The organism is Mesorhizobium sp. M1078, assembly GCF_040318615.1.
Classification (GTDB): Bacteria; Pseudomonadota; Alphaproteobacteria; order Rhizobiales; family Rhizobiaceae; genus Mesorhizobium.
On sequence record NZ_JAMYMP010000014.1, the window covers coordinates 92,601 to 105,955 of the forward strand.

Consider the following 13,355-nt stretch of genomic DNA (forward strand, 5'->3'; position numbering starts at 1 on the left):
CGAGGACCAAGATCATGGGTGAACATACCGTCGCCTCCTTCGATGAAGAGCTCGGGCAGATCAGCAAGCTGATCCGCGACATGGGCGATCTGGCAGGCTCGATGGTCAGCGGCTCGACCAGGGCGCTGCTCAATTCGGACAATGCGCTGGCACAGCGTGTCGTTTCCGACGACGCCATCATGGATGCGCGCCAGCGCGAACTGGACGACCGCGCCATCACGCTGATCGCCAAGCGTCAGCCGATGGCCAACGATCTGCGTGCCGTGGTCGGCTCGATCCGCATGGCGGGCGACCTCGAGCGCATCGGCGACCTCGCCAAGAACATCGCCAAACGCGTCGGCACCGTGGGCTTGAGCGTCACGCCGCGCGACCTCTCGCACTCCATCGACGCCATGGCGCAGCTGGTGCTGATCCAGGTGCAAGGCGTCGTCGAGGAATATGCCGCCACCGATGCGGCAGCGCTTGCAAAACTCAGGAATGACGACGAGCGCATCGACGTCAAATACACGTCTGTGTTTCGTGAGCTCTTGACCTACATGATGGAAGACCCTCGCAACATCACCGCCTGCACGCATCTCTTGTTCTGCGCCAAGAATCTTGAGCGCATCGGCGATCATGTCACCAACATCGCCGAAAATGCGTATTATGTGCTGACCGGCCAGCAACTGCCCGCCAATCGTCCGAAGCAGGACGAGACGGCGATGGCCATGCCGGCCTGATGAGGGTGAACTGCCGATGATCGCGCCACGCATCATGGTCGTGGAGGACGAGGAGCCGCTAGGCGTGCTCCTCCGCTACAACCTCGAATCCGAAGGCTATCACGTCGAGGTGGTGACACGCGGCGACGAGGCCGAGATCCGCCTGCAGGAAAACGTGCCCGATCTCCTGGTGCTCGACTGGATGGTGCCCGCTGTTTCCGGCATCGAGCTCTGCCGGCGCCTTAGAGTGCGGCCCGAAACCGAGCGGCTGCCGATCATCATGCTGACCGCGCGCGGTGAGGAAAGCGATCGCGTGCGCGGCCTGTCCACCGGCGCCGACGACTATCTGGTCAAGCCATTCTCGACGCCGGAGTTCATGGCGCGCGTGAGGGCGCTGCTGCGCCGGGCCAAGCCGGAAGTGCTGTCCAGCGTGCTCAAGGTCGGCGACATCGTGCTCGACCGCGAGTCGCACCGTGTCTACCGCAAGAAGAGCGAGATCAGGCTCGGACCGACCGAGTTCCGGCTGCTCGAATTCATGATGCGCCATCCCGGCCGCGTGTTCTCGCGCAGCCAACTGCTCGACAATGTCTGGGGCGAGACGATCTATATCGACGAGCGAACCGTCGACGTCCATGTCGGGCGCTTACGCAAAGCGGTCAACAACGGCCGCATGCCGGATGTCATCCGTACCATTCGCGGCGCCGGCTACGCGATCAGGGAAGACTAGGATGCTGCGCGTCGCGCCGTTGCCGGCCATTCAGACGACATGCTTGCCGGATTTGGCCTGAATGCCCGGCGCGAAAATCTCCTGATCGACGAAGCCGAGCGCGCGCATGGCACAGCCTTCGCGGATCAGCGGCAGCTCGTTGGGCTCGGTGTCGAAGGAGATCGATTTCGAGTGCTGGCCGCCGGCGGTCTGGGCGATCGCTTCGCGCAATGCCGGTTCGATCAAGTCGAAGGCGGCGGCGCTGACGCCTACCATGGCGACGGGTGCCGGATCGATCAGCGCAAACAGGCTGCCGAGGCCGAAGCCGAGCGCCTCGCCGGCCTTGCGATAGGCTTCGCGCTCCGGGCCGTCGGTTTCGCGGGCGCGCGCGGCGAGTGCGCGCATATCAGCGTCGCCGATATCGACCGGCTCGGCATCCTCGCCCATCATTTTGGCGCTGCGCCAGATGGCGTAGTTTCCGGCATAGGCCTCGACGCAGCCGCGCCGCCCGCAGCGGCAGAGCGCGCCGCCCGGACGGTGGATCATGTGGCCGAACTCGCCGCCCGAGGAATGGGTGCCGGTGAAAAGTTCGCCTTTCAGCACCAGTCCCATGCCGATGCCGTGCGACAAGAGGATGGCGATAAAATTGTCGCGGTAGCGCTCGGGCTGGCGCCATTGCAGCGCCACCGCCATCATATTGCAGTCGTTCTCCATGGTGGCCGGAATGCCGAATTCCGCTTCCAACATGTCGGCGAAGGCAATGTCGGTCAGTGGCGTGATTGGCGACCACAGCATGGCCCGCGCCTGCGAATCGGTGATGCCCTGGATGCCCATGGCAATGCGGGCGATGCTCTGGACGTCCAGGTCCGGGTCCTCGAGACGCCGCCGGACGATTGCTACGCATTCGCCGATCAGTTCGTCGCGCGGCATGGTCAGCGTGTCGAGCCGGCGCTGTTCTTCCGCGACCACCTGGCCGGCATAGTCGATGACGGTGACGGAGAGGAAGTTCAGCGACAGCACCACGGTCATCACCGCCGCCGCTTCCGGATTGAGGCCAAGGCCGACCTGCGGCCGGCCGCGTTTCAGCGAGCCGGTCTCGCCAGGCTTGCCTTCAATCAGGATGCCTTCTTGAATCAGATCAGACGAGATTGCCGATATGGTCGAATGGCTGAGGCCGGTGGTCGCCGCAATCTCGGTCCGCGACGGCTGGCCGGCCCGGCGCACGGCCGAAATCACCATCGCGCGGTTGCGACGGCGCAGATCGTCGTGGCGGATTCCAACCGACATTTGTTTCCTCCCGGCCTCCTCGCGCCTCATGATAGTGAAGGCGTTCGACGGCACCAGCCAAATATTGGCAGACGCCGGCAGCCCTGTCATTGTTTATTGCGGAGCTCGAAAAAATTCGGCAAGGCCATCAGAAACCATGTTGACAGCGCTTTATCATTGAACCAGTGTTTTTTCGAGGCTCGAAAAAATGGAGCCTCTGTGTGCAGGCCTTCGGGCCGGTTTTGTCGCGCCGTGCGCGGCGCAGGGAGGGTTATAATGAACAGATTTGCAGCCGCCATGCTGGCGGGCGTCGCCATGTCGCTGGCGCTGGTCTCGGTCGCGCAGGCGAAGGACAAGGTCATCGGCGTGTCGTGGTCGAACTTCCAGGAAGAGCGCTGGAAGATCGACGAGGCGGCGATGAAAACGGCGATCGAGGCTGCCGGCGACAAGTACATTTCCGCCGACGCGCAGTCCAATCCCGGCAAGCAGCTGACCGACGTCGAAAGCCTGATCTCGCAGGGCGCCAACTCGCTGATCATCCTGGCGCAGGACGCCTCGGCCATCGGCCCGGCGGTGCAGAAGGCGCTGGACGAAGGCATTCCGGTCGTCGGCTATGACCGCCTGATCGAGAACAAGGACGTCTTCTACCTGACCTTCGACAACAAGGAAGTCGGCCGCATGCAGGCCCGCGAAGTGTTCAAGGCGAAGCCCGAGGGCAACTATGTCTTCATCAAGGGCTCTGGCTCGGATCCGAATGCCGATTTCCTGTTCTCGGGCTCGATGGAAGTGCTCAAGGAAGCCATCGACTCGGGCAAGATCAAGAATGTCGGCGAGGCCTATACCGATGGCTGGCTGCCGGCCAATGCCCAGAAGAACATGGAACAGTTCCTGACCGCCAATGACAACAAGGTCGATGCCGTGGTTGCGGCCAATGACGGCACAGCCGGCGGCGTTGTCGCCGCGCTGACGGCGCAGGGCCTTGCCGGAACGGTTCCGGTCTCGGGCCAGGACGGCGACCATGCCGCTCTGAACCGCATCGCGCTCGGCACGCAGACGGTGTCGGTGTGGAAGGACGCGCGCGAACTCGGCAAGAACGCCGCCGAGATCGCCTCGCAGCTTGCCGATGGCAAGAAGACCGGCGACATTGCCGGCGCCAAGGACTTCACCACGCCTGGCGGCAACACCGTCAAGTCGCTGTTCCTGACCCCCGTCGCGATCACCAAGGACAACCTCAACGTCGTCATCGACGCCGGCTGGATCAAGAAGGACGAAGTCTGCACGGGCGTCGCCGCCGGCAGCGTCGCGGCTTGCAACTGATCTCGACGACTTGAAGAAATGAGGCGCCGCCGGGGGGGAAACCCCGGGGTTTTTTTAAAAAAAAATTTTTTTTTAGCCCAACGGCGGCAACAAAAAAGGGGTTGTGGGGGCGAACCCCCCCACCCGCACCCCCCGGGGGGTGACAAACTCGCCCCACGGGGGCCGGGGGGGCCGCCCCGGCGGGGGGGGGGGTTCAAACGTACCCCCCCCTTTTTCAAAATTCGGGCCGCGGGGGGGCCACCGCGGGGGCGTTTTCTCTACGAGAATTGTGTGTTTCCGCCATCGGCGGCAAACTTCTAGGCTGTGGTCCGGCATCCGCGCCAGACGGCAAGCCGCTGGAGGACATCATGACCGACACGACCTCAAATCCGCAGGCCGATACGGCACGAGCGTCTGAACTCGGCGCGGCCGCCCGGTTCCTGAAAGCGACCGAGCTCGACACGCGCATGCTCGGCATGGTCGGCGCGCTGCTGGTCATCTGGGTCGGCATACATATCCTGTCGGGTGGGCTTTTCCTGACGCCGCGCAATCTTTGGAACCTGTCGGTGCAGACGTCCTCGGTCGCGATCATGGCGACCGGCATGGTACTGGTCATCGTCATGCGCAACATCGACCTTTCGGTGGGCTCCGTCGAAGGCGTGATCGGCATGATCATGGGCGTGGCACAGGCCGAATTCCTGATTCGCATCATCGGCCTCCAGCTTGGAAACCCCTGGCTCTGGGTCGTCGCGCTTGCCGCCGGCGTGGTGCTTGGTCTGCTGATCGGCGCGTTCCAGGGCTTCATCATCGCCTATATGCAGGTTCCGGCCTTCATCGTGACGCTTGGTGGCCTGCTGGTCTGGCGTGGCATGGCATGGCTCATCACCAGCGGGCGCACGGTCGCGCCACTCGACGCCACCTTCCAGCTGATGGGCGGCGGACCACGCGGCTCGATTGGCGCCGCTGCCAGCTGGATCGTCGGCATCGTCGCCTGCGCGGCGGTCGCCTTCGCGCTGCTCAACGGTCGCTCGCAGCGCAAGCGCTTCAGCTTTCCACTGCGCCCCGTCTGGGCCGAGACCCTGCTTGGCGTGGTCGCTTGCGCGGCCATCCTCGGCGCCGTGTGGATCGCCAATTCCTATCCATGGCCGATCGGCATCGTGCGCCAGTACGCACAGCAGAACGGCATCACCGTTCCCGAAGGCGGGCTGTTCATCGCGCATGGCATCGCCATACCGGTGCTGATGGCGGTGACTGTCGGCATCATCATGACGTTTATCACGAAGCGCACGCGTTTCGGCCGCTATGTCTTCGCCATCGGCGGCAATCCGGAGGCAGCGGAACTCGCCGGCATCAACACGCGCTGGGTGACCATGAAGGTGTTCATGATCATGGGTGTGCTAGCTACAATCAGCGCGGCGATCTCGTCGGCCCGTCTCAATGCGTCGACCAATGCGCTGGGCACGCTGGACGAGCTTTTGGTGATCGCGGCCGCTGTCATCGGAGGCACGTCGCTCGCGGGCGGCGCCGGAACGGTGATGGGCGCCATGCTCGGCGCGCTTCTGATGCAGTCGCTGCAATCCGGCATGGTGCTGCTCGGCATCGACTCGCCGCTGCAGAGCATTGTCGTTGGCGCTGTCCTGGTCATCGCCGTCTGGCTCGACACCGTCTACCGCAAGCGCGTCTAGGGAGGAACGATTATGGAAAAAACTGCTCCCACCGGTACGCCACTGATCGACATGCGCAACATCTCGATCGCGTTCGGTGGCATTCGCGCCGTCGACGATGCGTCCATCGATCTTTTCCCGGGCGAAGTGGTGGCGCTGCTTGGCCACAACGGCGCCGGTAAGTCGACGCTGATCAAGATCCTGTCGGGCGCCTACAAGCGCGATGCCGGCCAGATCTTGGTCAACGGCCAGGAGGCCTCGATCTCCAATCCGCGCGACGCCAAGAAATACGGCATCGAAACGATCTACCAGACGCTTGCGCTGGCCGACAATGTCGACGCTGCCGCCAACCTCTTCCTCGGCCGCGAACTGATGACCGCGTGGGGGACACTCGACGATGTCGCCATGGAGGCCGAGGCGCGCAAGGTGATGGGCCGGCTCAATCCGCGCTTCCAGCGCTTCAAGGAGCCCGTGATCAAGCTATCGGGCGGCCAGCGCCAGTCGGTGGCGATCGCACGCGCCATCCTGTTCAACGCCCGCATCCTGATCATGGACGAACCGACGGCCGCGCTTGGGCCGCAGGAGACGGCGCAGGTCGGCGAACTGGTAAAGCAGCTCAAGGCCGACGGCATCGGCATTTTCCTGATCAGCCACGACATTCACGACGTGTTCGAGCTTGCCGACCGAGTCTGCGTAATGAAGAACGGCCAGGTCGTCGGCACCGCGCTCACCACCGATGTGACGCAGGACGAAGTGCTCGGCATGATCATCCTGGGAAAGTGTCCGCCCGGCGCCATTCCCGGTCCGGGTGCGCTGAAGATCGCGGCCTGAGACCACGATATCATCGGCTCTCATCTTCACCGATGTTCGACCGATAAGCCGGCTAAATATACGTGATATGCCAGCCGTCATTATGGCTTGGCCGCGCCATTGTCTTGCCGCCGCGACTTGCCCATAAAGGTTCCCGAACCGTCCGTGGGCCTGCGTTGAAGAAGTTTTTCCCGATCCTTGCCTTCATTGCCGTTGCACTGATCAGCCTGACGATGGCGGGCTTCGCCTATTTCGCCACCCAGGAAGCGGCGCGCATCAAGTTCGAGGCGACGGCCGACGACGCGCTCAACCGCATCGAAAGCCGTATCGATCTGCATCTGTCACTGCTGCGCTCGACGCAGGCGCTGTTCGACGCCCGCAATGGCGAGATTTCAGGTAGCGAATTCAAGGCCTTCTTCAGCGCCCTCAATGTCGATAACAATTTCGCCGGCCTGCGCGGCATCGGCTATCTCAGGCTGGCCAAGACCGGTGACGAAGCGGCGGTCGAGCGCGACATGTTGCGCGACCGCGGCGCCGCCCACACGGTCTATCCGGACACGACACAGCCATGGCGCACGCCCGTCGTGCTGTTCGAGCCGCTCGACCCTGCCAACGAATCCACCATCGGCTACGACATGTTCACCGAGCCGGTGCGGCGCGAGGCGATCGAAAAAGCGCTGGCCGATGACGCACAGCACGCAAGCGGTCTGGTCCAGCTCGGCCAGGATACTGGCGCGGCGCAGACCTTTACCGGCTTCCTGGTCTTCGTCAGGCTCAATGTAGAAACCGCGCCGGATGGTATCAATGCGTCCAGATCATCGACATCAGGCCTTCTCTACGCGGCCTTCCGCGCCCGCGACCTGCTCCAGACCGCGCTCAGCCGCACGCCTTTGCTGCCGGTCAACACCGCGGTCTATGACGGCACGGCGGACGCCGACAATCTTCTGTTCCAGTCCGAAACGCCGCCGGCCGCGAGCTTTGGCGACAGGCTGTTGGTGACGCGCAAGATCATCGTCGCCGGTCGGCCGTGGACGGTGCTGTTTCGGCCGACAAGTGCATTTTCGCAACCGTCCTCGCGCGCCATTCCGGTCATGCTCGGGCTGTTCGGCCTGCTTCTGGCCGGCGCCATCGCGTTGGTGGCCCGCTACCAGGAGCGCGCCTACGACGCCAAGTCGCTGCTGCATGAAACGACGGAAAAAAGCCTGCTCGAAAAGGATTTGATGCTGCAGGAGATGAAGCATCGGATCAAGAATTCGATCACGCGGGTGCTGGCGATTGCGCGCCAGACGGCAGCGCAAGCAACCGACGTGAAGGAGTTCTCAACTTCCTTCTCGGCCCGCCTCCAGGCAATGGCGGCTTCCCAGGATATGCTGACGCGTTCGCGCTGGCAGAAGGCCGATCTTGGCGACCTGCTGCGCATCGAGCTCGGCCAGGTGTTCGGCAAGGAGCTTCCGGAAGGGATATTGTCAGGGCCTCAGGTGCTTCTCGACGAGAGGACGACGCAGGCGCTTGGCCTGACCTTTCACGAGCTGGCGACGAATGCGCTGAAATATGGCGAGGCCGGCAATTCCGTGGGTGCGCTGAAGGTCAACTGGTCGTTCGAGGGGCGCGGGTCCGAGCGGATGCTGGTTCTGAACTGGCGCGAGGCCGGGCAGAAGGAACTCGAAGCGCCGGCGAAGACCGGCTTCGGCACCAAGCTGATCGACCTCAATGTCACGCAGGAATTGCGCGGCACGATTGCCCGAGATTTTCGCGTCGATGGGCTTACGGTGGAAATCAGGATCCCGCCGCCTCATGCAGGCAAACAAACGGAGACCGGCTGACCGGTCTCCGTCGCGATTGTCTGACGCTTTTGAAGCGAATCAGCAGCGAGCGGTGTAGAGCCGGCCGCGATTGTCGCGATACTGGCAATAGCCGTTGCGCAGGTTGCGCACCAGCAGGCCGGAACCGGCGCCAACGGCTGCGCCGATCAGCGCACCCTTGCCGCCGCCGATCAGTCCGCCGGCCAAAGCACCGACACCGGCGCCGACACCGACATCCTGCTCGGTCGTGCTGCAGCCGCTGACGGCGACCACCGCAACCATGGCAATAATCAATTTCCGCATAGAATCTCTCCTCACTTTTGTCCTCACTTTAGTAAGCTCCAGCCGCTATTTAGCACAAAACAGCAGCCTTTGCCCGCTCGATCTTATTGTTGGCTAAGAGAGTCTTTTTCGCGGCGCGTGGCGTTCGACGCGACCACGACACTGGAAATCTGCAAAGACGCGTCGAGGGTGCCGTCCGGGCGCACGTTCCAGACGATCTGGTCGTAATCATCTTCCAGCGCGGGGTCGACCGTAAGACATTTGGCAACGACGTGCTCGGCCTGACCCTGCACGTCGCCGGCAGCGAATGGACGTTCTGCCGTGCATGCTTCGGCGGTTTCGAAAACACTGACCGGCACCGGCAGTTCACGGCATTCGGTCATGTTGTTCGAACAGCCAATTACCAAAAGCAAAGCGGCGATGTGTTCCACGGCGACACGTCCTCTCGCCATAAGAACGGTCCACAGCCGTCAAAGTTCCTGTGCCGAAAGGGGCGTTAATAATTGGTCGGCTACGAGCTGGACAGTTTCTGAGCCAGGCTGCTTGGGAGCAGCGTGAACCTGAGCATCTGGCTCAGACCAATTGCGACGCCACGATCAGCACAACAGCGGCGACGAGCGCGACAGCGGCGACGCGAAGCAAGGGATGCCAGGCGTGCTGCAAAGGCGAGGCTGAAGCGTCAGGATCCTGAAAGCCGCTCATCGACACCCGGGCGGCCTGCTCCAGCCTGTTCATATCGGCAACCGTCATGATCATTCCTCCCATACTCGCGTTGCAGGCTGCGGCCGAAACATCGGTTGAATCGGTCAAGATCCAGCAATCTCTGGGAACCACAGCATCGGATTTTATGGTGAACAGCCGGTTAAGGAATCCCGCCGCTCATTCGGTTTCGAAATTGCCGTGCGGAACGACGAGGCGATATTCGAGGCGGTCACTGGTGATCTCCAGCGTCGCCGTGCCGTTCAGCGATGCCGGCACGACACGTTCGAGGGCAACGCTGCCGAAGCGTTTCTCGGTGCGCCTGTTATCATTGGCGACAATGGCCTCGACCCAGGTCAGCGACAAAGCCGGCTTGTCTGCGGCCTCTGCGACGTTCGACAGATCGGCGGTTACCTCGACAAAGCCGTCCGGCCGCGCCAGGGCGCCGTAGCTGAATGAATTGACGGCGAGTTCGTGCATTGCCAGTCCAATATGAATGGCCGCGTTGGGATTGAGGTAGGGGTTGACGCCATTGAAGCGCAGGCTCTGCGCGGGATCGGCGCCGTAGCGAACGACCTGGCCGCGGATAAGCTCGCGAAGTGCTGCACCCCGCCAGTTCGACGACGTTACCAGATCCTGGGAGGAAGCCAGTGACTGCAGGCGGCCGCGAAAGCGCTTCAGGAAATCGTCGGGTGTCTCGGAATAGCGGCCGGTCTGGGTGGCAATACTCTGGATGATGGCCAACAGGTTCTTGGAGCGGTGGCTGACTTCGCGCAACAGCGTCTTCAGCGTCTGTTCGCGGCGTTTCTGCTCGGTGGTTTCCACCATCGTGGTGACGACGCCCTGCACGTCGCCGCGATTGCCCCGATCGGCATCGACCCATACCTGGAACCAGCGCATGCCATCACCGGTGGGAACACTCAGTTCAAGGCGTTCCGGATTGCCGGAAGCGATCACATTGCTTTTGGCGGCGGCGATTTGCTCAGCTTGCGCCGGTGGCAACGCGCCGTTGCTGTCGGCTGTGTCGGAGACCCACGGCGCACGCATGTTGCGGGCCCATACAGTCTTCAATTCACGATCCTGATAGAGGACGGAAATGCCGGCATTGTGCAGAGCGTGAAGCAAGGCCCGGCCAAGCTGCATTCCGCTTTCAGCCGGGTGCAGTGCGATCACCTCGTCGCCCTGTCCGCTCTCGCCTCCGCCAATGGAACGCATCAATCACCTGTCCACCTGATCAGGACCGAACGATTCACTTGGACTCAGTTCCTGAGTAGGTCCCCAGAAAAGGTCCGCCGGACGATGTCCCGTTGGAGGACATCGCCCGGCGGTGGCTGGAAACCGTTTGAGGGGTGCGGCTTCCAGTGTTCGCCCGCTCCTACGATGCCCGTCTGAACAGGCCGGCCAGAAGCGAGATGACGAGGAAGGCGAGAAAGATGAAGAACAATATTTGCGCGATACCGGCCGAGGTACCGGCGATGCCGCCGAAACCAAGCGCGCCGGCGATGATCGCCACGACGAGAAATACGAGCGCCCAGTAGAGCATGATCTGTCTCCTTCCGATACTGAATCAAGAACGTGAGTGATTGCTGTTTGTTCCACCATTTGCCGAAAAAGAAGGTCTTTGGAAGAGGCCCGGATGCGAATTGATTCACGCGCGTGCGCCCCATACGGAGCGACGGGCAGCCGCCGATCGCCGGGCTAGGCGATCGCCAGTGCCGGCAACGCTGCGAGGCGGCGAAAAGTTGGAGATTGAAGGCCCTACTTCACGCGGCGGCCTTGGCCTGCCGGTCGAAGAACAGCGCTTGGCTGATCAGCGCCTTGACCATGTCGGGATTGAACGGCTTGGTGACGAGGAAGGCCGGTTCAGGCCGCTCGCCGGTCAGCAGACGTTCGGGGAAGGCGGTGATGAAGATTACCGGCACCGAAGTCGACGACAGGATTTCGTTGACCGCATCGATACCCGAGCTGCCATCGGCAAGCTGAATGTCGGCCAGCACCATCTTCGGCCTTGTCTTGCCGAACATCGCCACCGCCTCGGTATGGGTGCGCGCGGTTCCGACCACGTGGTGGCCGAGGCTCTCGACCATTTCCTCGATGTCCATGGCGATCAGCGGCTCGTCCTCGATGATCAGCACATCGGTCGCCACCTGGCGAGAGATCTCGTTGCTCGCCTGGGCAAGCAGTTCGGAGAATTCCTTGGCGTCGACATCGAGAATTTCAGCTGCCTCGTCTTCACCGAAGCCTTCGACCGCGACCAGCAGGAAAGCCTGGCGTGGCCGTGGCGCAATGGCGTTCAGATTGGCGGCGGCGCGCTGCTCCCATGCCGATTGTGCCTGCTCCTGCGGAACGCGGATGGCAATGGAGGTGAACAGTTTGGCGAATACCTTGTAGAGCGCGATGCGGTCGCTTGACGCTTGCGGGAAGATGTCGACGTCGGCGATGATGGCTTCGAGCATCGCGGCGACCAGCGCATCGCCACTCTCCTGCGATCCGGATACGGCGCGTGAAAAGCGGCGCAGGAACGGCAGGTGCGGAGCGATGGTTGCGGAAAGGCTCATGGTAGACGTCTCCCTCAGATGACGTGATTGCATAGATTGCAGGTCAAGCTGATTGCAAGCCCCAACACCCAAACGCGGGTTTTGCGAAAAAGTTCCGAGACTTGTGGAACGAAACCGTACGGGCGACGTTTGTGGTGCGATGGGCAACCAGACGAGGGGGCCGCTTTGCGTTGTGTAATGGGGCGGCTCGGGGCGCTGGATTTAAGGGCGAAATGAAGGACATGAATAAAGAAACGCTGGCTGGCGCCGCTGACAGGCGCCGGGCCAATTCCGGCGACCCGCTCGGGGCGAATTCGGAAATCGGCCGCAAACTCAAACAATATTATGACGAGCTGGTCTCGGACAATGTGCCGGATCGCTTTGCCCAGTTGCTCAGCCAATTGGAAAAGGCCGAACCTGCACAGAAGAAGGACTGAGGCATGGCAGCTGTCTCACAAGGGTTCAAGACCGACCTGCTCGGCTCGATCCCGAGCCTGCGGGCCTTTGCCGTGTCGCTGACGCAGAATGCCGACAAGGCCGACGATCTGGTGCAGGAGACGCTGGTCAAGGCTTGGGACAAGCATGAGAGCTTTCAGCCCGGCACCAATCTCAAGGCATGGCTGTTCACCATCCTGCGCAACGAGTTCTATTCCCAGATGCGCAAGCGCGGCCGCGAGGTGCAGGACAGCGACGGCATCATGACGGCCAGGCTTGCCGTTCATCCGGCTCAGCACGGCCAGCTTGACCTCAAGGATTTCCGCGGCGCGCTCGAGCAACTCCCCGAGGACCAGCGCGAAGCCATCATCCTCATCGGCGCTTCAGGCTTTTCCTATGAAGAGGCCGCCGAAATCTGCGGCTGTGCGGTCGGAACGATCAAGAGCCGGGTCAGCCGGGCCCGCACGCGGTTGCAGGAGATCCTCAAAATCTCCGGCGAAGACGAATACGGGCCGGACGCGATCTCGTCCCAGGTGACGGGTTCAAACGCTGCCTGACGGCGGAGGCCCCGTTTGCGGGCCTGGGCTCTTTACACGTACGCATCGAAGATATCTCAGACTGGCGCGCGGCCGCAGGCCGCCGCCAGAGCCTCGACGAGATCGGTCCCCGAATAAGGCTTGGTGACCAGGCGGATGCCGGGAAAAGACCCTTTGATCTCATCGGGGTCCGAATAGCCGGAGGCAAAGACAAACGGCAGGCCCGATTGGCGCAGCCGCGCGGCGAAATCGAGTGTGGACGTTCCGCCCAGCATGAGGTCCACGATAGCGGCGTCGAACTCGCCAACGACCTTCTGCTCATCGATCTCGGCCAGAGCGCGGGCAATCACTACGTCGTTCGCGCCATGGTCGCGGCAAAGCTGCTCGACATCCATGGCGATCAGGAATTCATCCTCCAAGACAAGAATTCGCAATCCCTCAAGCAATGGCGGCACTTGGCAATCTCTCCTCAATTCTTGCAGCATCGGGTACAGTGACTCCAGTCAACCGCATCGCGGACCTTGGGGGATCGGTCAGGCCTTAATCCGAAAAGTTCGCCCACCGGCTCTACTCCACAAGCGAGCTTCGAATTCGCCTCAGTGGAGTGTAGCGAGTCATGATCGC

Annotated in this window: 16 protein-coding genes; 8 read left to right on the forward strand and 8 right to left on the reverse strand. The window is 62.3% G+C overall.

Annotated elements, in window-relative coordinates; all coding sequences use genetic code 11:
• Nucleotides 1-14: 14 nt before the first annotated feature.
• Together phoU and phoB are read left to right on the forward strand one after the other, a co-directional pair.
• The gene (phoU, locus tag NKH38_RS19420; protein WP_352462178.1) at nt 15-719 is read left to right on the forward strand and encodes a phosphate signaling complex protein PhoU; all 705 of its coding nucleotides are present in this window, start codon (nt 15-17) and stop codon (nt 717-719) included.
• 16 nt (nt 720-735) lie between these two features.
• The gene (gene phoB / locus NKH38_RS19425) at nt 736-1,425 is read left to right on the forward strand and encodes a phosphate regulon transcriptional regulator PhoB (protein ID WP_352522076.1); all 690 of its coding nucleotides are present in this window, start codon (nt 736-738) and stop codon (nt 1,423-1,425) included.
• Nucleotides 1,426-1,455: 30 nt separating this feature from the next.
• Here phoB and NKH38_RS19430 read toward each other — a convergent pair whose 3' ends face one another.
• Entirely contained in the window at nt 1,456-2,691 is a 1,236-nt protein-coding gene (locus tag NKH38_RS19430; RefSeq protein ID WP_352762173.1) for an ROK family protein, read from the reverse strand.
• 255 nt (nt 2,692-2,946) lie between these two features.
• On the opposite strand from NKH38_RS19430, the gene xylF reads away from it, so the two are divergent.
• The 4 genes from xylF (at nt 2,947) to NKH38_RS19450 (ending at nt 8,263) form a co-directional block, all read left to right on the forward strand.
• Nucleotides 2,947-3,987: a D-xylose ABC transporter substrate-binding protein gene (xylF, locus tag NKH38_RS19435; RefSeq protein ID WP_352762174.1), complete on the forward strand. Its 1,041-nt coding sequence runs from the start codon at nt 2,947-2,949 to the stop codon at nt 3,985-3,987.
• A gap of 347 nt (nt 3,988-4,334) precedes the next feature.
• The gene (locus NKH38_RS19440) at nt 4,335-5,651 is read left to right on the forward strand and encodes a sugar ABC transporter permease (protein WP_023730793.1); all 1,317 of its coding nucleotides are present in this window, start codon (nt 4,335-4,337) and stop codon (nt 5,649-5,651) included.
• Nucleotides 5,652-5,663: 12 nt separating this feature from the next.
• The gene (locus tag NKH38_RS19445) at nt 5,664-6,461 is read left to right on the forward strand and encodes an ATP-binding cassette domain-containing protein (protein ID WP_023683966.1); all 798 of its coding nucleotides are present in this window, start codon (nt 5,664-5,666) and stop codon (nt 6,459-6,461) included.
• A gap of 155 nt (nt 6,462-6,616) precedes the next feature.
• On the forward strand, nt 6,617-8,263 hold the full coding sequence (locus tag NKH38_RS19450) for a CHASE domain-containing protein (RefSeq protein WP_352762175.1): 1,647 nt from the start codon (nt 6,617-6,619) through the stop codon (nt 8,261-8,263).
• Between the two features lie 39 nt (nt 8,264-8,302).
• On the opposite strand, the gene NKH38_RS19455 is transcribed toward NKH38_RS19450, so the two are convergent.
• From NKH38_RS19455 to NKH38_RS19480, 6 genes are all read right to left on the reverse strand, one after another.
• Entirely contained in the window at nt 8,303-8,545 is a 243-nt protein-coding gene (locus NKH38_RS19455) for a YMGG-like glycine zipper-containing protein (protein ID WP_023670102.1), read from the reverse strand.
• A gap of 83 nt (nt 8,546-8,628) precedes the next feature.
• Nucleotides 8,629-8,955: a hypothetical protein gene (locus NKH38_RS19460; RefSeq protein WP_023670101.1), complete on the reverse strand. Its 327-nt coding sequence runs from the start codon at nt 8,953-8,955 to the stop codon at nt 8,629-8,631.
• A 142-nt stretch (nt 8,956-9,097) separates the two neighbouring features.
• Nucleotides 9,098-9,274: a hypothetical protein gene (locus NKH38_RS19465; RefSeq protein WP_023683964.1), complete on the reverse strand. Its 177-nt coding sequence runs from the start codon at nt 9,272-9,274 to the stop codon at nt 9,098-9,100.
• Between the two features lie 129 nt (nt 9,275-9,403).
• Nucleotides 9,404-10,438, reverse strand: coding sequence for a sensor histidine kinase (locus NKH38_RS19470; RefSeq protein ID WP_023711673.1), 1,035 nt, complete (start codon nt 10,436-10,438; stop codon nt 9,404-9,406).
• 160 nt (nt 10,439-10,598) lie between these two features.
• Entirely contained in the window at nt 10,599-10,766 is a 168-nt protein-coding gene (locus NKH38_RS19475) for a DUF1328 domain-containing protein (protein ID WP_023670098.1), read from the reverse strand.
• Between the two features lie 220 nt (nt 10,767-10,986).
• On the reverse strand, nt 10,987-11,781 hold the full coding sequence (locus NKH38_RS19480) for a response regulator (RefSeq protein WP_023670097.1): 795 nt from the start codon (nt 11,779-11,781) through the stop codon (nt 10,987-10,989).
• Between the two features lie 212 nt (nt 11,782-11,993).
• On the opposite strand from NKH38_RS19480, the gene NKH38_RS19485 reads away from it, so the two are divergent.
• The gene (locus tag NKH38_RS19485) at nt 11,994-12,197 is read left to right on the forward strand and encodes a NepR family anti-sigma factor (protein WP_023670096.1); all 204 of its coding nucleotides are present in this window, start codon (nt 11,994-11,996) and stop codon (nt 12,195-12,197) included.
• 3 nt (nt 12,198-12,200) lie between these two features.
• Complete coding sequence (locus NKH38_RS19490; RefSeq protein ID WP_023670095.1) at nt 12,201-12,752, forward strand: sigma-70 family RNA polymerase sigma factor; 552 nt, start codon at nt 12,201-12,203, stop codon at nt 12,750-12,752.
• Between the two features lie 56 nt (nt 12,753-12,808).
• On the opposite strand, the gene NKH38_RS19495 is transcribed toward NKH38_RS19490, so the two are convergent.
• Nucleotides 12,809-13,126, reverse strand: coding sequence for a response regulator (locus tag NKH38_RS19495; protein ID WP_050485906.1), 318 nt, complete (start codon nt 13,124-13,126; stop codon nt 12,809-12,811).
• Nucleotides 13,127-13,355: the final 229 nt, after the last annotated feature.

Excerpts from the sequence above, each read along its gene's own strand:
- NKH38_RS19430 (WP_352762173.1), bottom strand. The coding sequence starts at position 2,691 with ATGTCGGTTGGAATCCGCCACGACGATCTGCGCCGTCGCAACCGCGCG.
- NKH38_RS19440 (WP_023730793.1), top strand. The coding sequence starts at position 4,335 with ATGACCGACACGACCTCAAATCCGCAGGCCGATACGGCACGAGCGTCT.
- NKH38_RS19495 (WP_050485906.1), bottom strand. The coding sequence starts at position 13,126 with ATGGATGTCGAGCAGCTTTGCCGCGACCATGGCGCGAACGACGTAGTG.
- NKH38_RS19470 (WP_023711673.1), bottom strand. The coding sequence starts at position 10,438 with ATGCGTTCCATTGGCGGAGGCGAGAGCGGACAGGGCGACGAGGTGATC.
- NKH38_RS19455 (WP_023670102.1), bottom strand. The coding sequence starts at position 8,545 with ATGCGGAAATTGATTATTGCCATGGTTGCGGTGGTCGCCGTCAGCGGC.
- xylF (WP_352762174.1), top strand. The coding sequence starts at position 2,947 with ATGAACAGATTTGCAGCCGCCATGCTGGCGGGCGTCGCCATGTCGCTG.
- NKH38_RS19480 (WP_023670097.1), bottom strand. The coding sequence starts at position 11,781 with ATGAGCCTTTCCGCAACCATCGCTCCGCACCTGCCGTTCCTGCGCCGC.
- NKH38_RS19485 (WP_023670096.1), top strand. The coding sequence starts at position 11,994 with ATGAAGGACATGAATAAAGAAACGCTGGCTGGCGCCGCTGACAGGCGC.
- phoB (WP_352522076.1), top strand. The coding sequence starts at position 736 with ATGATCGCGCCACGCATCATGGTCGTGGAGGACGAGGAGCCGCTAGGC.
- NKH38_RS19475 (WP_023670098.1), bottom strand. The coding sequence starts at position 10,766 with ATGCTCTACTGGGCGCTCGTATTTCTCGTCGTGGCGATCATCGCCGGC.
- NKH38_RS19445 (WP_023683966.1), top strand. The coding sequence starts at position 5,664 with ATGGAAAAAACTGCTCCCACCGGTACGCCACTGATCGACATGCGCAAC.
- phoU (WP_352462178.1), top strand. The coding sequence starts at position 15 with ATGGGTGAACATACCGTCGCCTCCTTCGATGAAGAGCTCGGGCAGATC.
- NKH38_RS19490 (WP_023670095.1), top strand. The coding sequence starts at position 12,201 with ATGGCAGCTGTCTCACAAGGGTTCAAGACCGACCTGCTCGGCTCGATC.
- NKH38_RS19465 (WP_023683964.1), bottom strand. The coding sequence starts at position 9,274 with ATGACGGTTGCCGATATGAACAGGCTGGAGCAGGCCGCCCGGGTGTCG.